Origin of the sequence: Varibaculum prostatecancerukia, assembly GCF_943169825.2 — a bacterium.
GTDB classification, from domain to species: domain Bacteria; phylum Actinomycetota; class Actinomycetes; order Actinomycetales; family Actinomycetaceae; genus Varibaculum; species Varibaculum prostatecancerukia.
Genome location: NZ_OW968402.1, coordinates 870,492 through 895,535 on the forward strand (window position 1 = coordinate 870,492; position 25,044 = coordinate 895,535).

The window sequence follows — 25,044 nt, forward strand, 5'->3', positions numbered from 1 at the left end:
GTTTCTATCTTTTCAGCGTCACCAGCAGTTAGCAAAACCGTCCGACTAACGGTATTTCCCGGCTCGCTATCGAGGGTTATTCCCATCCGGAAGGGAGATCTTGAGAATGTAAAGTTACTAGACGGCGGGTGGGGCGGGTCATGGCTACGAACAGATTGCCGACGCTTTGGACGCCAATATGGGCTGGTTCTAGCAAAATCACGCTGTCGAACTCCAGCCCTTTGGAAGTAACCGGGTCTAAAAGACAAACCCGATCGCTAACCGGGTCAGTTCCCACGTTGGAGGAAAGCTGGGAAGATAGTTGGCAGAAAGTGGACAAATCACTTTGGCTACAAATCAAAGCAATCCGTCCTCTACCTTTTCCGAGACAACCATCAAGGTAATCCACTTCCGCCTTAAGAGCTTTTTCTAAGGTAGCAGCGTCAATCGCCGTGACCTTTTGAGTTAGCAGCGAGTCCGGATCTTGCCTAACCGCCTGTACTGGATAGGGGGAGGGGCGCCCTGCGGCAGCAGTCACCGCTTCCGCCAAATCCATTATTTCCTTTGGGGTGCGATAACACACCGTTAAATAGGCTTCTTCCTCCAGGGCGTCACCGGCTGGTCCCAGTAGCTGGCGCCACGAAGAACCTCCCGAAGAAATTCGCTGAGCTAAGTCACCTACCACAGTAAACGAGCGGGAGGGGCAGCGGCGTAGTAGGCTACGCCAATCCATGGGGGAAAGCTCTTGGGCTTCATCCACCACCACGTGCCCGTAGGTCCAAGTCCGATCCTGATAGGCCATTTCCGCCAAAGAAGATTGTTCAGCGCTGGAGTCAGCCCGGCTGGCTAGCATTTCAGCAGACACAATTCCCCCTCCCAGACTTTGTCCTTCGATAGCAGCTTGGGCGCGTGACTGCTCCTGCTGGCGGGCAAGCGCCCTAGCTTTGCGGGAACTGGGGGAGGAGGCGTCGGGAAGCTCCCCCAACAGTTCAGCAAGCTCATCCAACAAAGGCACATCCGCGGGGGTGAAACCCTCCTGCTTGGGACGATAAAGAATTTCTTGCTCCGCATCGCTGAACTCGCTGGCAAAGCGGGAAAGAAATGCCGGATATGCATAAAGACGCCGCAAAAGATTCTGGGCAGAGTAAGGCAACCAACAAAGATTGACTGCCCGGCGCACATTGAGGTTAGAACGCAAATCTTCACGTACCAGGGCACGTTCAGAAAGCGAATCGCGATCGGTATCGATTTTACCCAGGCCAGCTGCGCTAGCTGCCGCAGCTAGTTCGACTTCTTGCCTGCGATTTTCCGTGTCTAAATATTGGTCAGTTAGGGAATCTAAGACGTGAGTAACGAAAATTTCGCGTGCCTGGTTATGGGGTTTTCCACTCAAGCGCGCCCGGCGGATTGCTTCTTTAACTATTCTCGGACGCAGTATCAGTTTGCTGGCTCCCACCGGAATTATCTGGTCGTCCTGCGGAACCCGTTGTAGGGAACGCACCGCCTGCTTAATCAACTTTACCCAGCGGAGATCGCCTTTGAGAGCAGAGACTGCGGGGTGCTCTTTTCCTGCGGCGTGGATTCCCGGCAACAAGGTTGCCATGGTGGTAGAAACTACCCCGGTTTCCCCCAGCGCTGGAAGCACTTGCTCAATGTAGCGCAAGAAGGCTGAGGAGGGGCCGACTACCAAAACCCCGGATTTAGCTAGACGCTCTGCCTGTTCATAGAGTAGAAAGGCAGCTCGATGCAGGGCTACGGCAGTCTTACCGGTACCGGGGCCGCCTTGGATTACCAGAATCTGGGAGGTAGCTGCTCGAATTATGCGGTCTTGTTCGCCTTGGATAGTGGCGACAATATCGCCCATGTGTCCAGAACGTCCTGCTTGTAATGCCGCGAGCAGGGCGCCCTCGCCTTGTAACTCAATCCCTTCTTCACGAGCATGAGATAGATCGAAGGCTTCATCTTCCAGCGAAATCACCTGCCGGCGATGTAACCCGATATGACGCCGGCTCGCCATTCCCAAAGGGTGACGCGCGGTAGCTTGGTAGAAGGGAGTGGCTGCCCGGGCACGCCAATCCATTAACACCTGCGCGTGATTATCGTCTTGCAACCCCACTCTGCCGATATAGAAGTTCTCACCCTGGAGCGGTGTTAGCCGTCCGAATACTAAATGTTCTTCCACTTGCTCGAGCCGGGCAGCTTGATCTCCCAGGTGAGCAGCCATTACGTCACGTTCCGAGCGGTTTTGGGGAGAACCGGTCGCTCCATGCGCCTGAATCTGGCGTTGGCGTTGGCGGTAGCGGCTACGGGCAGCATCGAGAATCTGGTAGATGCCGTCAACCGCCGCTTGCTCACGCGCCAGTTCTGCTGGATCGTTCAAGAAGCGCCCCTTCCATGAAAAAAAGTAGGCATCTATTCTAGCGGTTTAAGCTGAAAAGCTCATAGTGGGGCGGGCGGCGGGTGCGTACCAAACACTATCCAGGTAGGCTGGGATAGAGATGGAGGGTAGATGACCAAGCGAAGCCGTTTTATTATTCCCGGTCCTGCATATGAGGATACGCAGGCCGAAGTGCTGCTCTATGCCTTTTCGGGGGCCATAGATTCTGGCGATATTGGGGGAATGATTATCGAACAGCTCTTGCACGCCCTCCCGCATGAAGAAGTTGCCCGGTTTGCCCTAGAAACCGTGCTGGATTATCGGGCGCGTCGTCCGCGAATCACTATTGAAAACTGGACGATGACCGATATGCGTTATCCCGGCTGCACCCTGGAACGCATCACCGATTATTCTGGGCGCAACATCTTGCTGTTGCGCGGCCTGGAACCGGACATTAACTGGGAAGATTTTTCTCTGGCAATCTTTGAGGTTTGCCAGAAAATGGGGGTTAAGCAGGCGGTTGACCTAATGGGCATAGCCGCCAATATTCCCCATACCCGGATTCCGTTTATTAACCAAACCTCCCCGAATCCCGACCTATTGCCTCCACAAACTGAGATGCCGGGTACTTTCATCATTACCGCCTCTTTTGGGCAGTATCTGCAAATGCTGTTCAAAATGATTTCCGTGCAGGCGCGAGGAATCGTGGTGGGGGTGCCTTACTACTTGGCTGATGGGCAATTTCCGCCGGGAGCCGTCAGCGCTATCCAGTACCTGTCGGAAACTATGAATCTGGATTTACCGATGGGAGATTTGGAAGCGGCCAGCACCCAAATGACCCAGGAAATCAACCAACAGTTAGAGGGAAATCCCGAGGCCAAAGAACTCGTGGAAAAAATGGAGCAACATTACGACGAAGCGCTAACCCAACCCTGGGGGGAGTTACATCCTAAGTCCTTAGCAGAGTCGGTAGATTCTCGCTCCGGGGATGCCATTGCTGAACGCATCGAAAGGTTCTTAGCGCAGGTAAATCCACAAGATTCCCAGGAAGAGGTCGCCGACGGGCTCTTAGGGGGGCGCGATGATCTTTTAGCCCATCTGGCTCAAAAGGTGGCTTCCCGTCAGTTGCCTGATAGTGACTCCAAAATCCCAGAAACGCTAGCCCCTCCGGCTAAAGGGAAAAAAGAAACTATTTCCGAGGGTGAAGGTCGTCCCATAGATTCTGGGCGAACTGGCGTAATCGGACCACAAAGCCCGGTCACATCGGGAAAAAAGGTGCAAGATGACGCCCCTCAGGGCAGACACTTTCCGCCGCGACGTTCCCGCCTAAAGGCGAGGCAAACAGAAAATGATTCTCAGCCCGCTCGGGCAGAAATGCCTGCCTCACCACCGCCGCCTCCTGGTGAAGAAAATCCGGATTCCCAGAAGCATGAGCCGGGTGCACCTGATGATTTTGGGGACAGCGGAAAGAACTGACCCATGAGTAAAGCGCCCCAGGCTGCCGCCGCCAAACGCGATTGGGGCAGCGACGATAGCGGCACAAACATCCTCCATGTGGATATGGATGCTTTCTTTGTAGAGGCCGAGATTCTGCGCAACCCCGCGTTGCGAGGAAAACCGGTAATCGTGGGGGGAAAAAGTAATCGGGGAGTAGTGTCTTCGGCCTCCTACGAGGCCAGAGCCCACGGGGTACACGCCGCGATGCCCGTTTCCCAGGCTAAACGATTGTGTCCGCAAGCGATAGTGGTTGCCTCGGGACACGGATACTATTCGGCGCTTTCTAAAAAAGTGATGGCGATTCTAGGCGAAATTACCCCGGTTATGGAACAAATCTCGATTGATGAGGCTTTCTTAGATGTTTCCGGTGCGCGACGCCGTCTGGGTACTCCTCTGCAGATTGCGCAGTTGCTGCGTGCCCGAGTGCGGGGAAAGCTTTCCCTGCCGGCCTCAGTAGGCATAGGGCGCAATAAACTAGTGGCAAAAATTGCCTCGGCTCATGCCAAACCAGATGGCATCTTACTGGTGCCGGCAGACAGAACTACTGACTTTTTACGAATCCTCCCGGTGGGAGCCATCCCCGGGATTGGAGCCAGTGCGGGTGAGAAACTGCAGCGCAAAGGAATATCAACAGTCGGTCAGCTAGCTGCCTTAGATATTTCTCAAATGAATTCTTTGTTTGGGAAAGCTATGGGGGTGCGCTTGTACCAGATGGCGCGGGGACATGATTCCCGCAAAGTCGGTGAGGGTAGCAAGGAAAAATCCATCGGCACTGAAATAACTTTCCTCCAAGATGTGCATTCTCGGGAGACAGTGGCCGCTACTTTACTGGATCAATCTCATCAATGCGCGGCTCGGCTACGAGCCAATAATCTTCTAGCCGGTAATGTCACCATTAAGCTGCGAGCGGCAGATTTTCGCACTTGGACCCGCTCGCGAACCTTGCGTCAGCCCACCGATGTGGCTAGGGATATCGCCCAGGCAGCTTTGGGGTTGTTTGCTAAAGAAAAACTTCCGACAGGCGGGATTCGCCTAGTGGGAGTAACTACCAAGGATCTGACTTCCGCGATATCAGGCGTGCAAATGGCGTGGGGGAGCGACAGTCGCGGGCGGGCAACCGAAGTTGCGATGGATAAAATCCATAAAAAATTTGGCGATATCTCCCTGCGCCCCGCTACGCTAGTTACACCGGGAAATGTAGATGAGGTGTCCGGTTATGAAACCGAATCTCACTGAAATAGAGTTTTGTTTTATGCTGGAAGCACTGACGCGGAAAGGAGTGAACTACCATGGGGCTATCTGAAAAAGAAAAACAGATTTTGGCAGAGATGGAACGCCAGTTTTCCGATGTCCGCGTAGCAAAACCTCCAGTTGAAAGCAGTTCAAGCGAGGAAAAGACGCAAAAGCTCAATCTTTCGCCGCGGCTGCTCGCCACCATGATTTTACTGGTTCTGGTAGGGATAGCCCTACTGGTGGTGGGGATTTCTGTTTGGACGATTTCAAAATTTTTAGCAGTCGCCGTGGCAGTAATTGGTTTCGTAGTGGTGCTCTTTTCGGTCACCATGCCGATGAACTCGCGTTTCGCTAGCTTTGGAGTTAACCTCCACAAATCCGTGGACAAACGTAAGCCTTCCTCTAAAGGTTCTTCCTCCGGTCGCAGTTTTAAACAGCGCCAAGCAGATAAATGGGATCGCCGTAACGGCGACCGCTAGCTGATAACTAGATTTTCTTCCTCTCGATTTTCCGATTACTTTTCTGGTTTAGGTTTCCCGCTTTTTTCCGGTAGTTTCCCTGAGTATTTTTCTTCTTAGTTCCCTTCCGTTTTCTGAAAGCCGTTTTTCCCGGGCCTATTCTGCCCGCGCCCAAGGAAGATGTTTTTGACGCTCCCTCCTCAGAAAATCCTTAACAGTAATTGCAAACTTTTACTCCACTTATCTAAAACCCAGTCAGCGCAGGTTAACTGGGTAATTTTTCTCTAGTTTTTCGTAAAAACTCCGCGATTTGGTACTCAAGTGGGGGAAAGTGGGGTAAAGTGGAGTTATCTGGCTGGAAAGGAGGAAGCGCGTATGTTCTTAGGAACCTATGAACCGAAAATGGACGATAAAGGGCGCTTAATTCTTCCGGCAAAATTCCGGGAACAACTAGCCGCTGGTTTAGTGATTACCCGAGGTCAAGACCGTTGTCTCTACGTTTTTCCTGCGCGCGAGTTCGAGGAGATGTATCAAGAACTACGCCGAGCTCCACTTTCCTCCCGCCAGGGGCGCGACTATGTTCGCGTGATGCTTTCGGGGGCATCCGATGAAATCCCCGATAAACAAGGACGAATAGTGATCCCGCCGCAGCTGCGCAGCTATGCCGATCTGGGTAAACAATTGGCAGTTATCGGCGCAGGCGCACGGGTAGAAATTTGGAATGCTGCGTCTTGGAATCAGTATCTGGCTGAACAAGAGGAAGCCTTCTCCCAAACCGGAGAGGAAGTGATTCCTGGAATGTTCTGACTTGGAGAGCCTGGTCTTTTCCCGAATGCTCTGAGGCCTCTTCCCCGGTAGCAGATCTTCGGGGAAAGCCCTGGTTTTCCAAAAATCTTCACTGACAAATCCCGAATCTCCCTAAGGAAAAACATGTCCCAAAGCGCTACTTTAACCCACCAGCCGGTGCTGGCTGAGCGCTGTATCGCGCTCTTAGGAGAGGGGATTAAGCAGGTAGGATCAGAGGGACGCGCCCTAGTCATTGATGCCACTTTGGGGCTGGGGGGACATAGCGAACTTATTTTACAGACCTATCCCCAGGTGCATCTGGTAGGCATTGACCGAGATAAACAGGCGTTAGCGAATGCTACAAGACGCCTGCGGGACTATTCTGCGCGCTTCACGGCAGTACATGCCACCTATGACGCTATTGATCAAGTCGCCGCCGCCTACAGTAGTGAGGAATATCCACTGGCTGGAGTGCTAATGGATTTAGGGGTTTCCTCTATGCAGCTCGACGATACTGCTCGCGGTTTTAGTTATGCCCGCGAGGCCGACCTGGATATGCGCATGGATCAAAGTAGCGGGAAAACGGCCGCTGACTTATTAGCTGAGCTGCCAACTGCCGAGTTGACCGAGATTTTGCGTCAATGGGGAGAAGAACGCTTTGCTTCCCGGATAGCCCGAGAAATAGTACGTGCGCGGGAAAAAAGTCCAATCACCTCCTCTACCCAATTGGTAGATATCGTGCGGGAAGCTATTCCGGCTCCTGCCCGACGCAGCGGGGGAAATCCCGCAAAACGCACATTCCAAGCCCTGCGGATAGCGGTTAACCAGGAACTCAGTATCCTCAGTGACGCCCTGCCGAAAGCGCTACAAGCGCTAGCTCCGGGGGGAGTCCTGGTGGTTGAGGCTTACCAATCTCTAGAGGATCGGATAGTTAAACGCGCCTTTCAGCAGGCAGTAGCACCGGCAATCCTAGAGGGGATTCCGCTAGCTGAACCAAAAACTTTCCAATTGTTGATTAATGGAGCAGAAAAAGCCCCAGAAGCTGAAGTAGAAAATAATCCTCGCTCCGCATCGGTGCGGCTGCGAGCAATCCGCAAATTAAGTGCGCAAGCAGAAAGGAACGGGGAATAAAATGGCCAATTCCGCCGCCCTACGACAAGTATCGCCACCTAGCAGAAGACCAGTTCGCACCCCGAAGGTTCGACACTTGCGAGTAGTGGGGGAAAACCAAACGCTTAAGAAGCATTCCCCGCTAGTGGTGAAAATCTTTGCTGCTGCTTTAACCCTGGTTGCCCTGATTATTTCCCCGTTGTTGATTAACACGCAGTTGGCAGTTATTTCTTACCAAATTCACGATGATCAGGTGCAACTAGCGCAATTGCAAGAAGATAACCAAAAGTTGCATTCTCAGGTTGACTCGCAATCAAGTCCAGAAAAAGTACGGGAAGCTGCTTTAGCTGATGGCTATGTCCCAGCCGGGGAAACTGGATACGTTACTCTAAAGACAGGAAAGATTGAGGGAGGAGCTCCTCCAACAGAGCAACCTAAGGAATAATAGGTAGTGATGGTTCAGAAGAAGCGGAACTACCCGCGCGGCGAGAGCGCTTCTTCGCGGGGGAAGACAGTAAAAAGTCGTGGCAAATCGACTGGACTTGCTGCGAGTAGTTCATCTAAACATCAATCTTCCAAAGAACAATTAACCGCGGAAGTAGCCAAAAAGCGGGGAAGATTGCTGTTGGTGCTGGTGGGGGTAATTTCTCTGATTTGTGCCGGTCGGTTATTTGATTTACAGGTAGTTCAAGGGCCGTCTCTGGCTGATGCGGCTACCCAGGCTCGTACCTCTTCTGCCACGATTGTGGCGAAGCGGGGTGACATAGTTGACCGTAAGGGAACGGTCTTAGCCACTTCGATTGAGGTGTACAACATTGCTGTAAATCAGCTATTAGTAAAGGACTATATCCACCGAGAGGTGTTCGATAGCTCTGGCAAGATTGTTACTGATAAAGCCAAACTGCGTGACCCCAGAAATCATGAAAAAATAGTAGGAACTGGAGCGGCGGAAGCGGCTCGTCAACTCGCGCCCATCTTGAAAATGAATCCCGCAGAGCTGGGCGGAAAAATGGTAGGGAAACGCGGATTCGTTTATCTTGCCAAGAATGTTAGTGCGCAAGACTGGAGAAAAATTCGGAAGTTAGGGATAGATGGGATTGATGCGGAGCGTCGTTACCAACGCGAATATCCTAACGGAGCGACCGCTTCCTCGATTTTAGGGTTTACCGATTACGAGGGAGTCGGTCAGGCTGGTGTCGAGGCTACCCAAAATAAACTCTTAGAAGGAATCCCCGGTAAACGCTCCACGGAGATATCCCCCTCGGGTCAGATTATTCCGGGCGGAACCGATATTTTAGAGGCCGCAAAACCAGGTAAAACCCTGAGGTTAACTATCGATGCTGATCTACAAAACAGTGCCGAAAATATCCTGAACAAACAGGTTTCTGATTTTGGTGCTGCCTGGGGTGCGGCTATTGTGCAAAGGGTCGGTAGTGGCCAGATCCTGGCGCTAGCTGATTCTGGGAATGAGCCCCCAGAAGAAGTGCGAAAACGAACCTCCGGCACCACCGGATCACGGGCAATACAATATACCTACGAGCCGGGTTCTAGCGGAAAGCTGGTTACTTTTGCTACCGCTTTGGAGCAAAAGAAAATAACTCCTTTAACCCCGGTGAGTGCCCCCTACGAAATCACTCTCGCCGGGCAGTCATTCCGGGATTCTCATTCTCACCCCACTTTGGCGCTAACCGCTTCTGGGGTGTTGGCAGAATCTTCTAACACCGGCACCGTGCAAATTGGGCAAATGGTTACTGACAAGCAGCGTTATCAGATGATGACCGGATTGGGGATGGGACAAAAAACTGGTATCGAAATGCCCGGAGAGTCCGCAGGATTAATCGGCAGTCCGGACAAATGGGATGGTCGCCAGCGGATGACCACCATGTTTGGGCAGGGAATGGCCTGCACTCCGATTCAGATTTCTTCGCTAATCTCCACTATTGCTAACCATGGGGTGCGGCTGAAACCTCATCTGGTCGAGGGATACGAAGATTTGCAGGGGGTATTGCATAAAGCTAAGCAACCGGCAGCCGCGCAAAAAGTAGACCAAAATACCGCGGCTACCCTGGTACGAATGATGGAATCGGTTACTACTGATGAAGGAACAGCCCGCAAGGCGCAGGTTTCTGGTTATCGAACGGCCGGGAAAACTGGAACCAGTGAGATTTTATCGGGGTCGGGTGCCTCCGAGGGGGTGGTGGCATCATTTGTGGGACTAGCGCCGGCCGAAAATCCCGAGATAGCGGTATCGATTATTATCTATAAGCCCACAACCGGGACTTATGGTGGGGTAGTGGCTGGTCCGGTATTCTCCCAGGTTACTGCGCAAGCACTGACGTTATTAGATGTTCCTCCCTCTGCTACTAAGCCTAAGCTTTATCCGATCGAAGCTCACTAGGTATTCTTAGAACAGACGTCTTTTAGGAGTGAAAATATGTGGACACTGGGCTGGATTGCCGACGCCCTTAACCGGTCTTGTAAAGACCCAGATATTGAGGTTACCGGACGGGTAGTCACCGATTCTCGCGAGGTTAAACCAGGGGATTTGTATGTGGCGCGTCGCGGTGAAAACTCCGACGGTCACAGTTTCCTAGCTGCTGCAAAAAACGCGGGAGCAGCGGCCGCACTCGTTGAACGCCCGGAAGAAGCCGAAAAAGCGGGAATTCCCTATGTGCAAGTTCTGGAAGCTACTCGGGCATTAGGATGGTTGGCACACGCGCACTTAGCGGATTTACGAGCTAAAGGAGCCGGGAAAAAACCTGTCTGTGTAGGGATTACCGGATCTGCGGGTAAAACTACCACTAAAGATTTGTTGTCTTCCTTATTACAGTTGCGCGGAGAGGTAGTGGCTCCTGAAAAGTCCTACAACAACGAGGTGGGGGTGCCCTTAACCATTCTGCGCGCGGATGAAACTACTGACTTTCTGGTGCTAGAGATGGGAGCTTCCGGACCCGGACACTTGTCGCTACTTACCGAAATTGCCCCTCTGGATATGGCGATTGAGCTAATGGTAGGGCACGCCCACCTGGGCGGATTCGGAAGTATAGAGGGGCTGGCGCAGGCCAAAGCGGAACTGCTTTGGGGGCTGCGAAACTTCCCGGGAAAGCGTTATTGGCCGCTAAGTGATCCCGCTTTGCAAGCAAAAGAAGTTTTCCAGCAAGACGGTTATAGCGATGCTTTTCCAGTTGTTTCCGCTGCGACCTCACTAGCTATCCTGAATCTTGACGATGGAAGAGTGAGTCAAATGGCTTCCGGCCAGGGAATACGTTATTTTGGGGAGTTGGAAACTGCTGATAGCAAAAAAACTGGTCAGAATTCCCCTGGCGTCTATGCCTCCCAGGTAAAGATAGACGGTCAGGGCCGAGCAGAATTTTTGATGACTCGCGGGCAAGAAACTATCGAAGTGAGGTTAGGGCTAGTAGGCCGACATAATGTCAATAATGCCTTGGCGGCAGTTACTGCTGCTACCGAGTTGGGGGTTTCCCTGCCCGAGGCCGCCCGCGTCCTCGAAAATGCTCATCCGTTATCGCAGCACCGCCTGGACGTGCAGGAAGTCGAATCTGATATTACCGTGATCGACGATTCCTATAACGCGAACTTGGATTCGATGCGTTCGGGGATAAAAACCCTGCAAACTTTAGCTAAAGCTAAGGGGCGAGGACGGGCAATAGCAGTACTAGGGGAGATGCTGGAACTGGGGGCAGATTCCAGCAACCATCACCGCCTGGTTGGCCAGGCTTGTGTGCAGGCAGATTTAGACCTAGTTATCACTGTGGGCAAAGAGGCAGAGCCGATTTATCAGACAGTTTCCGACCACGCCGAGGCTCAACACTGCGAAAATGCCGAACAGGCGCTTAAAGTGATTAGGCAGGTTCTAACTCCCGGCGATACGGTATTGATTAAAGGATCTAACGGATCTGGGGTCTGGAAAATTGCAGACGCCCTGACAGGAGGTGGCGAGGGCTAATGGTGCCTTTGGGAATAGCGCTTTTAACCTCTCTAGTTGTCTCATTAGGGGGGACGCCGGTGCTGATACGGCTCCTCCGTAAGCATCAATATGGGCAGTTCATCCGGAAAGATGGCCCTACCGCACATTACACCAAGCGGGGCACCCCCACTATGGGCGGGATAGTAATCATCTTGGCTACGGTTTGTGGTTGGATTGCCGCGCATATTGCTTCTTGGACCTTCCCCTCGGCCTCGGGATGGCTGCTAATGCTATTGATTTTGGGGCTGGGACTAATCGGGTTCCTCGATGACTATATTAAAATCTCTCGGCAACGATCTTTAGGTTTGACCGGATGGGCTAAAATAGTAGGCCAGTTGGCGATAGGCACCACTTTCGGGGTATTAGCTCTACTGTTTCCGCGCCGGGAGGAAACCGGGATTGCGATTACTCCCGCCTCTACCAAAATTTCGGTGGTGCGCGACGTATCCGGCCTGGATCTTGCTTTTGCGGGCACAGTAGTGGCTATTATCCTGTTCGCAATCTGGGCAAACTTTCTGATTGCGGCCTGGTCAAACGGAGTAAATCTTATCGACGGTCTTGATGGCCTTTCCTCCGGATCTTGCCTATTTGCCTTTGGTGCCTATACCGGGGTGGCTACCTGGCAGTATTATCAGCGCTGCCCGCTTCGGGAAGTTGCTCCTCAGGTGGCGGATGCTTGCTACGAGGTACGTGACCCGGCAGATTTAGCCATTATTTCCTTGGCAATAGTGGGTGCCTGTTTTGGCTTCTTGTGGTGGAATACTTCTCCTGCCCAGATTTTCATGGGGGACACTGGTTCCCTAGCTTTAGGCGGGGCTTTTGCGGGGCTTTCCATTCTGACTCGCACCGAGTTTCTGGCAGTCATCATCGGCGGGCTGTTCGTTATGATCGTGATGTCGGACGTTATCCAAGTAGGGGTATTTAAACTGACTGGTAAAAGGGTGTTTAAGATGGCGCCCTTGCATCACCATTTCGAGTTAAAGGGATGGAAAGAAGTAACCATCGTAGTTAGGTTCTGGATTATAGCTGGCCTGTTTGCGATTGCGGGGGTGGCTCTGTTCTATGCCGAATGGGTGGTTGCAACCAGGTGACAAACCAAAAGTGGGCAGACCGCCGAGTTTGCATTATCGGTTTAGGTTCTTCAGGTAGCGCTTGCGCTGAAGTGCTAGCCACTTTGGGGGCGAAAGTATCCGGAATTGATAGCCAGGAAGAGGCGGTAGAGCGCTGCTGCCAGGAATACCCACAAGGCCGGTTCTTCCAGGGGGATCAGGATAGCTGTGGAGCCCTCCTCGACAAGATTGAGCCTTCGCTAATAGTTGTTAGTCCCGGGGTTCCTCCTCGTCACCGCGCGTTTTCCTGGGCGGTAGAACACCAGGTAGAGCTGTGGGGTGAGGTGGAGTTAGCCTGGCAGATTCAAAAAACTGCAACTTCACGTCCCGATACCCCTTGGCTGACCATTACCGGTACTAATGGCAAAACCACCACCGTGGGGATGACGCGTTCAATTTTGCAGGCTGCAGGCTACCAGGCGCTCGCGGTCGGGAATGTTGGTTCTCCGGTGGTGTTGGCGGCGGCTAATGCCAAAGCCCAGGTGCTAGCGGTGGAGTTATCTAGCTTCCAACTGCACACCATTAGGACGCTATCGCCACTGGCGGCAGTATGTTTGAATCTCGATGCTGATCACCTTGATTGGCATGGTAGTCAGCAGGCCTACGCGGCGGCGAAAGCGCGGGTTTATGAACGTGCCCAGAAAGCCGCCCTCTATAACCAGCAAGATCCCCAGACTTTAAAGATGGTGTTGGACGCTGACGTAACCGAGGGCTGCCGGGCAATCGGTTTTACTACCGGTACTCCCGATATTTACCAACTGGGTATCGTAGAGGATATACTGGTAGATCGGGCTTATAGCGCCAATCCCTATAAAGAGGCAGTAGCGTTAGTGGGCAGGGGAGATTTCCGCTACTACCAGGCGGAACCGGGGATTACCGTCCTCCAAGATGCACTGGCAGCTGCTGGTCTCACCCGGGCATTCGGGGTAGAAGCCGAAGCAGTACGCGATGGGATACGCGAGTTTGTTCCCCAGGCGCATCGCCGGGTAACGGTTGGTCGGGCAGCTGACGTTACCTGGATAGATGACTCGAAAGCTACCAATACTCATGCAGCGGCGGCTTCCCTTGCAGGTTCCTCCCCGAATTCAGTGGTCTGGATTGCCGGCGGGGACGCCAAGGGACAGTCCTTTGACCAGCTGGTTCAAGAAGTAGTCTCCTGTTTGCGGGGGGTAGTTCTGATTGGCAAAGATCGCTCCGCACTGCGCCAGGCCTTAGCCAAGCACGCACCTAAGGTGCCGGTGGTGGAAGTCAGCAACCCCGATGACATGATGTTTTCCGTGGTAAACGAGGCGGTGGCGCTGTCTCGTCCCGGGGATCAAGTAATCCTGGCTCCCGCTTGCGCATCCTGGGATCAGTTCGAGAACTATTCCCAGCGAGGGGAAGCTTTTGCTGAGGCCGTGTCCCGTTTGGAGGGCTAAGATGGCCAAAGGTAAACCGGTGAAGAACAAACAGAAAGCTCGTAGCGGGGTTACCGGGAAAGTAAAAGCAAAACTTCCCCGCATCAAAGTGGAACGTGCTCCCAGTTTTCGTTCGGATAATCCCGAGGATAAACGCCGCATATTGAACTTGTGGCGTTCTATAACCCGCAATCCGGTCTTCGACTACCAGATGCTGTGGTTCCTGGTTATCGCGCTGTCGCTAATCGGATTACTAATGCAGTTTTCGGCCTCGGTGATCCTGGAACTTTCAGCCGGAATTAACCCTTACTGGGGAATCATTCGCCCTCTGGTCATTATGGGCTTGGGATTCGCGGCGATGATTTTCATTTCGCGTCTACCCGCCGGCCGGCTAGAAAACTATACCCTTATTTTAATCTTTCCCCTGGCGGTAGCGGGACAGTTAGCTGTTTTCACCGGCCTAGGTAGATCCCAAGGCGGTAACCGCAACTGGGTATATGTTCCCGGCATTAACCAAGTATTCCAACCCTCGGAGTTCTTAAAAGTTGCTTTTATTCTGCTTTTAATAACGGTGTTTGTTAGTGGCAGATGCCAAATAGATTCGCTTAGTTCCCTTTCAAAATGGGTGGGAATACCGTTCCTGATCATCGTAGCCACGGTAATGGGTGGTCACGACATGGGAACCTTGTTGATCTTTGTTTCTATTCTGCTGTGTGTACTGCTGGTAGTGGGGATTTCCATGCGTTGGTTCAGCATGGGAATTGCTTTGCTCGCCTTGGGTGCAGTCGGCGCAGTATTGGCTTCTTCTTCGCGGCGGCGCCGGGTACTTTCCTTCTTAAAACCCTCACAGGCAGACCCTATGGGATCGGGGTTGCAGCCACTGCGCGCCAAATGGGGTCTAGGAACCGGAGGACTGACCGGGGTAGGACCGGGGGCTTCTCGGCAAAAATGGAACTACTTGCCCGAAGCGCACACTGACTTTATCTATGCCATCTTGGGAGAAGAGTTCGGGCTGGTGGGAACGCTGCTAGTGCTATTACTCTTCGGGTTGCTGGCTTGGGTACTTTGCCGGCTAATAATTCATTCCGCGAATCCCGCTACCCGGATATGCGCGGGGGGAACTTTGGGTTGGATAATCGCCCAAGCCCTAATAAACATCCTAGTAGTGATTGGATTCTTGCCAGTAGTAGGGGTACCTTTACCGCTGGTTTCTTCGGGGGGATCCACTGCCTTAGCAACCCTGATACAAATGGGAGTGCTCTTAAGCTACGTGCGTGCAGAGCCGGGGGTAGCCGAGGCGGCGGCGCGCAGACCAAAATATCTACGTGCCACTAGAGCCGTGAGATTGGGGAAACGCAATGCAAAATAAGAAATCGGTACTCTTAGCCGGAGGGGGAACCGCCGGTCACGTCAATCCGCTACTCGCAGCCGCACGCTGCCTGCGAGATAAAGACTGGCAGGTAACGATTGTTGGCACCAGAGAAGGTAAAGAAGCCGAGCTAGTGCCAGCAGCCGGCTTTGAGCTGAACACCATCCCACGAATCCCGTTGCCACGTCGTCCCTCCCTGCAGTTTTTTACTATCCCCACTCGGATGCGCGCGACCGTACAAAAAATCGAATCCCTAATCCGGGAGAAAAAGGTGAGCGTAGTGGTTGGGTTTGGAGGCTACGTATCAACCCCCGCCTATTTCGCTGCCCGGCGCGCGCAAGTCCCGCTGGTTATTCACGAACAAAATGCCCGCCCCGGCTTGGCTAACCGTTTGGGGGCGCGCTGGGCAAAAGTTGTTTCTCTAACTTTTCCCTCCACGAAGCTGCAGGCTAAGCGAGGGAAAACAGTTTGTATTGGTTTGCCTCTGCGACCGGAAATAGCGGCGCTGGCCAAGAAACGCCAAGAGCTCCAGGAACAAAAACGTGAGCGTCAGGTGGCGCTAGAATCTTTTGATCTTGATCCTCAGTTACCAACTTTGCTGGTAACTGGGGGATCTTTGGGGGCGCTTTCCCTGAATCAAGCAATGCAGGAGGCGCTGGAACAGCTGCCGGAAAATATCCAGGTAATTCACTTAACCGGTAAAGGTAAAGATGATACGGTGCGGCGCGCCCTGCCCGAATCCCTAAAAGCTCGTTACCGAATCTTGGATTATTTAGTAGATATGGAGCGAGCTCTAGCTGCTAGCGACCTGGTGGTTTGTCGTTCCGGAGCGGGAACGGTTGCGGAGATGACCGCGTTAGGGCTGCCCGCTATTTACGTTCCGCTTCCGATTGGAAACGGTGAGCAACGCCTTAACGCCGTGGATGCGGTGAGAAGCGGGGGAGCGCTGTTGGTAGATAACTCCAAGTTTGACGCCGCTTTCGTAACAGAAAAGGTTATTCCCTTGCTTTTGGCGCCTGAACGCCGTGCCCAAATGGCAGCTGCTCTGCCAGAAGAAGGGATAGATGCCGCTGGAAAACTGGCGAAAATCGCTGAGGAAGTAAGCAAATGAGCGAAAAAAGATATCATTTTATTGGGGTAGGTGGAGCCGGAATGTCGGTGGTAGCGCAGCTATTTTTCGCGCGCGGCTGGGAACTGACCGGCTCAGATCAAAACGATTCCGCTAATTTAAATAAACTGCGGAAAATGGGGATTAACTGTTGGGTGGGTACCAGACCACAGCTGATTACCGCGGACATGATTATTGTTTATTCCAGCGCGATTCACCCGGACAATCCGGAATTTGCGGCCGCTAAAGCCGCCGGCTGTAAGTTCATGCATCGCTCCCAGGCACTGGCGCTGGCGGCTGCGGACCGCAAGTTTGTGGCGGTCGCGGGTGCCCATGGCAAAACCACCACCTCGGGAATGTTGGCGCAAACTTTTTCGCAACTAGGAGCCGACCCTTCCTTCGCAGTCGGCGGGGTAGTCCGCCACTATCAAACTGGTGCTCATCTGGGTAAAGGTGACTATTTTATTGCCGAAGCCGATGAATCAGATGCCTCTTTCCTTAACTATCGCCCGCAGCTAGCAATAATTACTAATATCGAGCCTGATCATCTGGATAACTATGGTTCCCCCGAAAAATTTGAGCAGGCATTTTTTGACTTTGCAAATTGCATAAAACCTGGTGGAACCCTAATTGTGTGTACCGATGATCCCGGTTGCTGCCACTTAGTGGAGCGGCTACGCACCCCGGGGGCGGCGACAGCAGACAAGCAAAATAGCATCCAGATACTGGGGTATGGAATCGAAAATCCTCCCGCCAATCTTGATCAGTTTTGCTTGGTTAAACCGCAGGGAGAAGACCCCGGTTCCGTGTCTGCAGATTTTATAGTCGGTGAAGAAAATACCGCGGTGCGCCTACCGATGCCGGGACGCCACAACTTATTAAACGCGGCAGCTGTGTTCCTAGCTGCGCAGGTAGCAGGTTTTTCCGCTACCGACACTGCTCAGGCCTTAGGGGAGTTTTCGGGAACCTCTCGTCGCTTTGAGACCAGAGGAGAAATCGAACAAATCCGGGTGATTGATGACTACGCCCACCACCCCACCGAGGTAGAAGCACTCATGCGCCAGGCAAGAGAAGCTGCCGCCGGAGGGAAAGTGTTGGCGCTGTTCCAGCCACATTTATTCTCGCGCACCCGCAACTTTGCTTCCCGTTTTGCCTCCGCCCTCGATTTAGCGGACCAGGTAATAGTTTGTGACATTTACGGGGCGCGCGAAGACCCCATTCCCGGGGTCACCTCCCAAATCATTACCGAAAAAATGCAGCGTGGCTCCTACCTGGGAAATCGAGATGAAGCTGCCCGTGTCCTCGCCAAAGCTGCACAGCCAGGGGATTTAATCCTAACCGTGGGAGCCGGGGACGTAACCGCGGCGGGAGCAGTTATTCTGCAGGCTTTAGAGCAAAGGTTCGCCCAGTGAACACTCGTAAATCTTCCTTTTCGCGCCGCTCAAAAGCTACCGAAGTGTCGAAAGATACTCGTGCGGGTAAAAACCGCAGGAAGACGGGTCATAAAAGCGAAAAGGCAGTTTCGAAGCCTCGGGTAAGGCAGGTAACTTTAGCCTCCAAGGATCGGGCAGTAGTTTCTAGTGGTCTTGCCCAGCGACGCCAGGAAATAGCCCAGGTTAAACGGCGACAGCAGCTGCGGCGGACCGTTATAGGTGTCCTTATCGTAGTGGTAGTGGCGGCATTGGGATACCTGTTCTGGTTTTCCCCTGTTTTTGCCTTTGACCCTACGCAAACTCGGGTAATGGGAGCTAGCGCGCAAGCGCCTGCTAAAGCGGTTAAAGAAGAAGTATCCGCCTATGCCGGGAAACCTTTGCTACGTTTGCCTACCCGCCAGGTAGCTTCTTCGCTACAAAAAGAAAATCCCTGGATCAAAGATATCCAGGTAAAACGGGAGTTCCCGCGAGGATTAGCCGTTTATCTGACCTTGCGTAAACCGGTAGCCAAAACTGCGCAAGGGGCTGTGGTCGACCAGCAAGGGAAGATCGTACCGGCGAACGGATTTGATGCCGCAAATCTGGCAGAAGTGAGTACTAGCTGTCCGCAGGCGCGGACTACCGATTGCTTAAAGTCGGTTGCCCAGGTGCTGGTGTCCCTACCACCAGAAATTAAAGAAAAGGTGGCTACTGCCCAGGCTGCGCGGTTAGATAACGTAGAGCTGCAGCTTAAATCGGGAGCCAAAGTGATTTGGGGTGCCAGCAGCGATAACCAGAAAAAAGCGCAGGTACTGACGGTACTTTTGCAGCGTGAAGGTAGTGTCTATAACGTCACCGATTACGCTCACCCCACGATTACCGGTTAGGACGAGGCCGGGGTAGAGCTTTAAAGCCCAGCTAGCAGAGGAAAACAAGACTTTAAAGGCAGATTTCACCTGGGCGCCCTGAAAATAGAGTAGCGGACTATTTGGGGTAGGCTTTGAAGGAGTAATGAAGGGAGAAAATAGTCCATGAGCAACAGCGCCAGCGACATACCGGCATATCGGTACACCGCCAAGATGGCAGGAGAAATCGAAGAAAAATGGCAAAAATACTGGTCAGAGCAGGGTACTTTTAATGCCGATAACCCGGTGGGTTCTCTAGCTGGTCCTCTGGCAAAGAAAGAGTCTTTCTTCGTGATGGATATGTTCCCCTATCCATCGGGCAAAGGTCTGCACGTAGGACACCCCCTCGGCTATATTTCCACCGATGTCACTGGGCGTTTCCAGCGGATGCAAGGCAAGAATGTCCTCTACACCATGGGGTACGACGCTTTTGGTTTGCCAGCGGAACAGTACGCGGTAACCACTGGGCAACATCCGCGTAAGACTACCCGGGAAAATATCGCCACTATGCATCGCCAGTTAGCGCGTATTGGTCTTTCTCACGATCAGCGACGTTCGTTCGCCACTATCGATCAGGATTATTACCGCTGGACACAGTGGATTTTCTTGCAGATTTTCAACTCTTGGTATGACCCGGAGGCTACGCGCCCAGACGGAGGACGGGGAGCAGCTCGTCCTATTAACGAGCTAATTGAAAAGTTTGCCAGCGGGGAAAAAGCTCTGCCCGAGGATGCGAAGTGGAGTGAACTAACACCGAAGCAGCGTGAGGACATCCTCGAAGACTATCGCTTAGCCTATTTGTCTTATGCCCCGGTTAACTGGTGTCCAGGATTGGGTACGGTGTTAGCGGATGAGGAAGTAACCTCCGAAGGACGCTCCGAACGGGGAAACTTTCCGGTATTCCGCTCTCACTTGCGTCAATGGATGATGCGGATTACCGCCTATGGTGACCGCCTAATCCAGGATCTAGCCACTTTGGATTGGCCGGAAAAAGTTCGCACTATGCAGGAAAACTGGATTGGACGCTCCCACGGCGCCACGGTCTCTTTCCAAACCGAGGGAGACAGCCTGCAGGTTTACACTACCCGCCCCGATACCCTTTTTGGCGCCACCTTTATGGTGGTGGCGCCGGAACACCCGCTGCTTTCTGCACTGGGACAAAGCGAACTTCCTCAGGGCGCCGCCCAGATTCCTGCGCAGTGGCCGACCGGTACCCGGCAGGCCTGGACCGGGGGTTATGAAAATCCCCAGCAGGCAGTGCGCGCTTACCAAAAGCAAGCGGCAGCCCGCAGCGAGCTTGAACGCGGGGAAGATGCCCGCGAAAAGACCGGGGTATTTACGGGTTTATTTGCTACCAACCCGGTTAATAATCGCCCGATTCCTATTTTCACCGCTGACTACGTGATGATGGGCTACGGTACTGGCGCGATTATGGCGGTTCCCGCCCATGACCAGCGTGACTGGGATTTCGCCAAGAAATTTGATCTGGACATTATCTACACCATTACTCCCGAGCCGGATGCAGATGAAGACGCTGCTTGGATTGGGGACGGGGTTATTCAGAACTCGGCTAATGACCAGATTTCCCTTAACGGGCTAGGTAAAGCCGAGGCTATTAAGAAGATAACTGCCTGGCTAGAAGCTGCGGGACTGGGAGAGGCTACCACTACTTACCGGCTACGCGATTGGTTATTCTCACGCCAGCGCTACTGGGGAGAACCGTTCCCGGTGGTCTATGACGAGGAGGGAGTAGTACACGCCCTCCCCGAATCAATGCTGCCCCTGGATCTGCCGGAAGTAGATAATTTCTCGCCGCGCACTTTTGCCCCCGATGATGCTGACTCTTCACCCGAGGCGCCACTAGGGCGCGCCGAAGATTGGATAAAAGTTGAGCTAGATCTGGGAGAGGGCAAACAAACCTATTACCGGGACACCAATGTGATGCCTAACTGGGCGGGGTCTTGCTGCTATGAGCTGCGCTACCTCGACCCGCAGGAAAAGAATTTCCTGGCTAACCCGGAAAATGAACGCTACTGGATGGGGCCGCGCGAGGGCGCGTCCTCGGGAGGTACCGATCTATATGTAGGTGGGGTAGAACACGCGGTTTTGCACTTGCTCTATGCACGTTTCTGGCACAAAGTTCTCTATGACCTGGGGCATTTATCCAGTCTTGAGCCGTTCCACAAGCTGTTTAACCAAGGCTATATCCAGGCCTACGCCTATACGGATAAGCGGGGAGCCTATGTTCCGGCCTCCGAAGTAGCAGGCGATGAGGCCAGCGGATTTAGCTATCAGGGAGAGCCAGTCAAGCGTGAATACGGCAAGATGGGTAAATCTTTGAAGAATATTGTCACTCCTGACGATATTTGTGCCGAATACGGGGCGGACACTTTCCGGGTTTACGAAATGTCGATGGGACCCCTGGATATGTCGCGGCCTTGGGAAACTCGGGCAGTGGTCGGTTCTCAGCGCTTCTTGCAGCGCCTGTGGCGCAACGTGGTTGATGAAAATACTGGTGAAGTTATTGTTAGCGGGGACGCTCCCGATTTGGAAACTCAACGCGCGCTAGCAAAGGCGATTGCGGCGGTAACCGAGGATTACCGGGAAATGCGCCTGAACCTGGTAGTTTCGCATCTGATTGTGCTGAATAACCATTTGACTTCGCTAAAAGCGGTTCCCCGCGAAGTAGCGGAGGCGCTGGTGCTAATGATTTCGCCGCTCGCTCCTCATATTGCCGAGGAGCTTTGGAACAGACTCGGGCACTCCTCGTCACTTGCGCGCGAACCTTTCCCGATAGTAACCGATGAATCTTTACTGGTAGAAGAGAAAATCACTGCGGTGGTACAGATTAACGGGAAAGTGAAATATCGGCTGCAAGTCCCGCAGTCAATTTCTGCGGAGGATCTGGAAAAGCAAGCATTAGCGACCGAGGTTGTACAACGCAATCTTGACGGCGGCGAGCCTTTGAAAGTGATCGTTCGGGAACCCAAATTGGTGAACGTAGTAATCAGAAAGAAGAAGTAATCCCTACTGAAAACTAATGGGAGCGAGCTCTTCTCCTTTCCAATAGTTTTAGTGCTTTACCTTTGAGATATTTTTAAGGAGCAAACTTGAGCCAAGAAATCTGGACGCTCAAAGCGGGAAACGATTCGGTATCGATCGCTAAAATCGGGGCAACGGTTTTAGATTGGCAGGTTGAAGATCTGTTTGAGGAGCCCGCTGAGGATCCCACGCCTTTAGATGAACCTCGGGAGTTAGAAAAGCGTACCGTCCGCGTCATCGACGGCTATCGTGACCCGGCAGAGGCGCGAGAGCTGGATGGGTTTCGCAGCGCGGTGTTGGCGCCTTGGTCGAATCGTATTCGGGGCGGCAAATACACTTTCCAAGGACAAGAATACGATTTTCAGGGCAAAACCATTGGGGGGCCACTGGCTTTGCATGGTCTAGTGACAGATCAGCCTTTTGAACTGATTGAGTCTGGTGAAGATTTCCTGCGGGCAAAAGTGCAGGTACCAAAGCTAGACGCCTATCCTTTCGAGGTGGAAGTAGAAATTACTTACCGTCTAAGCAGTGACCCACACCGGCTGTCACTAGATCTGGTGGCCAGGAATAACGGCGAGGGTGATGCCCCCATTACTTTAGGTTGGCATCCTTATCTGGTGTGCCAAGGGGGCAACGTAGAAAATACTAGAGTTACCGTGCCTGCCCAGATTCGCGTGCAAACCGATAAGGATCTGATTCCTCTGCCGGGAATAAATGGATTCTCCTCGCAGACATACCCGGTTACTTTGGTGAACCGCAACGACATTGATTGGGGTTTGACTTCCCTGGTTGAGGATGAAGGCGTTGCTACTGCGGTAGTTGATCATGCGGACGGCTCCCAGACTGCGGTATCCATAATTGGTGCTCGGCAAGGCTTAGGTTTAGCGACACTTCATGTCTACACCGGTCAAGATTTGGCCTATCGCCGGGGATTGTCGGTAGCGGTCGAACCTCTACTGGCGATGACGGATGCTTTTAATCGTTCCGAGTGTGAAGATCTGATTACGGTACCTGCCGGTGGAATCCAAGAATTGCATGCCGCGCTAGAACACCGTAGTCCCCGACAGCTGGCTTAGTTTGAGTAGGGGACTGGATAGCTGACTTAGTTGTCAGCTATCCTGGTACTTTTTGAAGCCCGCCGCAACCGCCTGTAAACACGCGGTTGCGGCGGTTTTATCTATTAGAAAACCTGAGTTTACGCAGGTGAATACGCTATTTTTTAAAAGTTTATGTGGCTTCGCTTACTTTTAGTGAATCTGGTTTGACGCTGGGCACTAAGGACGGTAACTTTGTATTCGTTGCCGAGCGCAGAGGCCGGCGGGAGAAAAACTTTCCCGCCGCTTATTTTTTGCTCGCGACGAATCCTGACCGGCCAGTTTTGGTTGGTTTGTGGTTTGGTTGTTTGTGTTCTCGATAGTGTGTTTTTTTGTTTTGTTTGTGTGGGATTGAACTGGGGTGCCTGGCGTTTTGTTGGGTGTTTTGGTTTTTTCTTGTTTTTGTTTTTTTGATGCTGATGATTTTGGAACGTTTTGTTTTTTGATTGTTGGTGTTTGTTTTTGCTGGATTGTTTTCTGGCTTGAATCATTTTTTTGGTTTTTGTTGGAGAGTTTGATCCTGGCTCAGGATGAACGCTGGCGGCGTGCTTAACACATGCAAGTCGAACGGGATCCAGGGGTGCTTGCATCCTTGGTGAGAGTGGCGAACGGGTGAGTAACACGTGAGTAACCTGTCCTTTTCTTTGGGATAAGCATTCGAAAGGGTGTTTAATACCTTATGTTCTGTCTGCCTCGCATGGGGTGGGTGGGAAAGGCTTTGGCTGGATTTGGGTGGGCTCGCGGTCTATCAGCTTGTTGGTGGGGTGATGGCTTACCAAGGCTTTGACGGGTAGCCGGCCTGAGAGGGTGGTCGGTCACATTGGGACTGAGATACGGCCCAGACTCCTGCGGGAGGCAGCAGTGGGGGATATTGCACAATGGGCGAAAGCCTGATGCAGCGACGCCGCGTGGGGGATGAAGGCCTTCGGGTTGTAAACTTCTTTTGCTCTGAACAAGGCATGCCTGTGGGGTGTGTTGAGTGTAGGGGTTGATTAGCGCCGGCTAACTACGTGCCAGCAGCCGCGGTAATACGTAGGGCGCGAGCGTTGTCCGGAATTATTGGGCGTAAAGGGCTTGTAGGTGGCTGGTTGCGTCTGTCGTGAAAGCTCATGGCTTAACTGTGGGTTTGCGGTGGGTACGGGCTGGCTTGAGTGCAGTAGGGGAGGCTGGAATTCCTGGTGTAGCGGTGGAATGCGCAGATATCAGGAGGAATACCGGTGGCGAAGGCGGGTCTCTGGGCTGTTACTGACGCTGAGGAGCGAAAGCGTGGGGAGCGAACAGGATTAGATACCCTGGTAGTCCATGCTGTAAACGTTGGGAACTGGGTGTGGGGGGCTTTTTTGTCTTCTGCGTCGTAGCTAACGCGTTAAGTTCCCCGCCTGGGGAGTACGGTCGCAAGGCTAAAACTCAAAGGAATTGACGGGGGCCCGCACAAGCGGCGGAGCATGCGGATTAATTCGATGCAACGCGAAGAACCTTACCAAGGCTTGACATGCACTGGACCGGCCCAGAGATGGGTTTTCCTTTTTGGCTGGTGTGCAGGTGGTGCATGGTTGTCGTCAGCTCGTGTCGTGAGATGTTGGGTTAAGTCCCGCAACGAGCGCAACCCTTGTCCTATGTTGCCAGCAAGTTGTGTTGGGGACTCGTGGGAGACTGCCGGGGTTAACTCGGAGGAAGGTGGGGATGACGTCAAATCATCATGCCCCTTATGTCTTGGGCTTCACGCATGCTACATTGGCGTCTACAAAGGGTTGCGATACCGTAAGGTGGTGCGAATCTCTTAAAGGGCGTCTTGGTTCGGATCGGGGTCTGCAACTCGGCCCCGTGAAGGTGGAGTCGCTAGTAATCGCAGATCAGCAACGCTGCGGTGAATACGTTCTCGGGCCTTGTACACACCGCCCGTCACGTCACGAAAGTTGGTAACACTCGAAGCTTGTGGCCTATCCGTTTTACGGGGGGAGCGGGTGAAGGTGGGGCTAGCGATTGGGACGAAGTCGTAACAAGGTAGCCGTACCGGAAGGTGCGGCTGGATCACCTCCTTTCTAGGGAGAAATTATTTATTTAGCGCAAATAAAACGAGGAAACACTTTCCTCCCTTCTTTTTGGGGGGCTATCGGGTATAGGAACAATCAGGCCTTAAGGGTTTGTTTGTTTGGCTCATTCACTTTTGAAAGTTTGTT

Annotated in this window: 18 protein-coding genes and 1 rRNA gene; 17 read left to right on the forward strand and 2 right to left on the reverse strand. The window is 52.9% G+C overall.

Annotation, left to right across the window (positions count from 1 at the left end; genetic code table 11):
* Nucleotides 1-76 precede the first annotated feature (76 nt).
* A complete protein-coding gene (locus tag KO216_RS03705) occupies nt 77-2,359 on the reverse strand; it encodes a HelD family protein (RefSeq protein WP_215522966.1) in 2,283 nt (760 codons plus the stop codon).
* 129 nt (nt 2,360-2,488) lie between these two features.
* Here KO216_RS03705 and KO216_RS03710 point away from each other — a divergent pair, with 129 nt between their 5' ends.
* The 16 genes from KO216_RS03710 to KO216_RS03785 all read left to right on the forward strand — a co-directional run bounded on the left by KO216_RS03710 (nt 2,489) and on the right by KO216_RS03785 (nt 22,846).
* A complete protein-coding gene (locus tag KO216_RS03710) occupies nt 2,489-3,832 on the forward strand; it encodes a PAC2 family protein (protein ID WP_215522967.1) in 1,344 nt (447 codons plus the stop codon).
* A 3-nt stretch (nt 3,833-3,835) separates the two neighbouring features.
* The gene (dinB, locus tag KO216_RS03715; protein ID WP_215522968.1) at nt 3,836-5,089 is read left to right on the forward strand and encodes a DNA polymerase IV; all 1,254 of its coding nucleotides are present in this window, start codon (nt 3,836-3,838) and stop codon (nt 5,087-5,089) included.
* 53 nt (nt 5,090-5,142) lie between these two features.
* The gene (locus KO216_RS03720) at nt 5,143-5,565 is read left to right on the forward strand and encodes a DUF3040 domain-containing protein (RefSeq protein ID WP_215522969.1); all 423 of its coding nucleotides are present in this window, start codon (nt 5,143-5,145) and stop codon (nt 5,563-5,565) included.
* Between the two features lie 354 nt (nt 5,566-5,919).
* Nucleotides 5,920-6,351 carry a division/cell wall cluster transcriptional repressor MraZ gene (mraZ, locus tag KO216_RS03725; RefSeq protein WP_215522970.1) on the forward strand — a complete coding sequence of 144 codons (432 nt, stop codon included), beginning with the start codon at nt 5,920-5,922 and terminating at the stop codon, nt 6,349-6,351.
* Nucleotides 6,352-6,474: 123 nt separating this feature from the next.
* A complete protein-coding gene (gene rsmH, locus KO216_RS03730) occupies nt 6,475-7,461 on the forward strand; it encodes a 16S rRNA (cytosine(1402)-N(4))-methyltransferase RsmH (protein WP_215522971.1) in 987 nt (328 codons plus the stop codon).
* A 1-nt stretch (nt 7,462) separates the two neighbouring features.
* On the forward strand, nt 7,463-7,885 hold the full coding sequence (gene ftsL, locus KO216_RS03735) for a cell division protein FtsL (RefSeq protein WP_215522972.1): 423 nt from the start codon (nt 7,463-7,465) through the stop codon (nt 7,883-7,885).
* A gap of 9 nt (nt 7,886-7,894) precedes the next feature.
* Nucleotides 7,895-9,838, forward strand: a complete 1,944-nt coding sequence (locus KO216_RS03740) for a peptidoglycan D,D-transpeptidase FtsI family protein (RefSeq protein WP_215522973.1) — start codon at nt 7,895-7,897, stop codon at nt 9,836-9,838.
* Nucleotides 9,839-9,874: 36 nt separating this feature from the next.
* Nucleotides 9,875-11,407 carry a UDP-N-acetylmuramoyl-tripeptide--D-alanyl-D-alanine ligase gene (locus tag KO216_RS03745; protein ID WP_215522974.1) on the forward strand — a complete coding sequence of 511 codons (1,533 nt, stop codon included), beginning with the start codon at nt 9,875-9,877 and terminating at the stop codon, nt 11,405-11,407.
* Complete coding sequence (gene mraY / locus KO216_RS03750; RefSeq protein WP_215522975.1) at nt 11,407-12,519, forward strand: phospho-N-acetylmuramoyl-pentapeptide-transferase; 1,113 nt, start codon at nt 11,407-11,409, stop codon at nt 12,517-12,519. The genes KO216_RS03745 and mraY overlap by 1 nt, the downstream gene beginning before the upstream one ends.
* On the forward strand, nt 12,516-13,955 hold the full coding sequence (murD, locus tag KO216_RS03755; protein ID WP_251451814.1) for a UDP-N-acetylmuramoyl-L-alanine--D-glutamate ligase: 1,440 nt from the start codon (nt 12,516-12,518) through the stop codon (nt 13,953-13,955). The genes mraY and murD overlap by 4 nt, the downstream gene beginning before the upstream one ends.
* A gap of 19 nt (nt 13,956-13,974) precedes the next feature.
* Complete coding sequence (locus KO216_RS03760) at nt 13,975-15,303, forward strand: FtsW/RodA/SpoVE family cell cycle protein (RefSeq protein ID WP_215522977.1); 1,329 nt, start codon at nt 13,975-13,977, stop codon at nt 15,301-15,303.
* Nucleotides 15,293-16,414 carry an undecaprenyldiphospho-muramoylpentapeptide beta-N-acetylglucosaminyltransferase gene (murG, locus tag KO216_RS03765; RefSeq protein ID WP_215522978.1) on the forward strand — a complete coding sequence of 374 codons (1,122 nt, stop codon included), beginning with the start codon at nt 15,293-15,295 and terminating at the stop codon, nt 16,412-16,414. The genes KO216_RS03760 and murG overlap by 11 nt, the downstream gene beginning before the upstream one ends.
* On the forward strand, nt 16,411-17,823 hold the full coding sequence (murC, locus tag KO216_RS03770) for a UDP-N-acetylmuramate--L-alanine ligase (protein ID WP_215522979.1): 1,413 nt from the start codon (nt 16,411-16,413) through the stop codon (nt 17,821-17,823). The genes murG and murC overlap by 4 nt, the downstream gene beginning before the upstream one ends.
* Nucleotides 17,820-18,710 (forward strand): cell division protein FtsQ/DivIB, encoded by an 891-nt coding sequence (locus KO216_RS03775; RefSeq protein WP_215522980.1) that lies wholly within the window; start codon nt 17,820-17,822, stop codon nt 18,708-18,710. The genes murC and KO216_RS03775 overlap by 4 nt, the downstream gene beginning before the upstream one ends.
* A 144-nt stretch (nt 18,711-18,854) precedes the next feature.
* Nucleotides 18,855-21,752, forward strand: a complete 2,898-nt coding sequence (locus tag KO216_RS03780; protein WP_215522981.1) for a leucine--tRNA ligase — start codon at nt 18,855-18,857, stop codon at nt 21,750-21,752.
* Between the two features lie 86 nt (nt 21,753-21,838).
* Entirely contained in the window at nt 21,839-22,846 is a 1,008-nt protein-coding gene (locus KO216_RS03785) for an aldose 1-epimerase (protein WP_215522982.1), read from the forward strand.
* A gap of 143 nt (nt 22,847-22,989) precedes the next feature.
* Here KO216_RS03785 and KO216_RS03790 read toward each other — a convergent pair whose 3' ends face one another.
* Nucleotides 22,990-23,355, reverse strand: coding sequence for a hypothetical protein (locus KO216_RS03790; protein ID WP_215522983.1), 366 nt, complete (start codon nt 23,353-23,355; stop codon nt 22,990-22,992).
* Nucleotides 23,356-23,366: 11 nt separating this feature from the next.
* On the opposite strand from KO216_RS03790, the gene KO216_RS03795 reads away from it, so the two are divergent.
* Nucleotides 23,367-24,906, forward strand: a 16S ribosomal RNA gene (locus tag KO216_RS03795).
* The last annotated feature ends 138 nt before the right edge of the window (nt 24,907-25,044 follow it).

Coding starts and splice junctions, on each gene's coding strand:
- KO216_RS03710 (WP_215522967.1), top strand. CDS start 2,489: ATGACCAAGCGAAGCCGTTTTATTATTCCCGGTCCTGCATATGAGGAT.
- dinB (WP_215522968.1), top strand. CDS start 3,836: ATGAGTAAAGCGCCCCAGGCTGCCGCCGCCAAACGCGATTGGGGCAGC.
- KO216_RS03720 (WP_215522969.1), top strand. CDS start 5,143: ATGGGGCTATCTGAAAAAGAAAAACAGATTTTGGCAGAGATGGAACGC.
- mraZ (WP_215522970.1), top strand. CDS start 5,920: ATGTTCTTAGGAACCTATGAACCGAAAATGGACGATAAAGGGCGCTTA.
- rsmH (WP_215522971.1), top strand. CDS start 6,475: ATGTCCCAAAGCGCTACTTTAACCCACCAGCCGGTGCTGGCTGAGCGC.
- ftsL (WP_215522972.1), top strand. CDS start 7,463: ATGGCCAATTCCGCCGCCCTACGACAAGTATCGCCACCTAGCAGAAGA.
- KO216_RS03740 (WP_215522973.1), top strand. CDS start 7,895: ATGGTTCAGAAGAAGCGGAACTACCCGCGCGGCGAGAGCGCTTCTTCG.
- KO216_RS03745 (WP_215522974.1), top strand. CDS start 9,875: ATGTGGACACTGGGCTGGATTGCCGACGCCCTTAACCGGTCTTGTAAA.
- mraY (WP_215522975.1), top strand. CDS start 11,407: ATGGTGCCTTTGGGAATAGCGCTTTTAACCTCTCTAGTTGTCTCATTA.
- murG (WP_215522978.1), top strand. CDS start 15,293: ATGCAAAATAAGAAATCGGTACTCTTAGCCGGAGGGGGAACCGCCGGT.
- murC (WP_215522979.1), top strand. CDS start 16,411: ATGAGCGAAAAAAGATATCATTTTATTGGGGTAGGTGGAGCCGGAATG.
- KO216_RS03780 (WP_215522981.1), top strand. CDS start 18,855: ATGAGCAACAGCGCCAGCGACATACCGGCATATCGGTACACCGCCAAG.
- KO216_RS03790 (WP_215522983.1), bottom strand. CDS start 23,355: ATGATTCAAGCCAGAAAACAATCCAGCAAAAACAAACACCAACAATCA.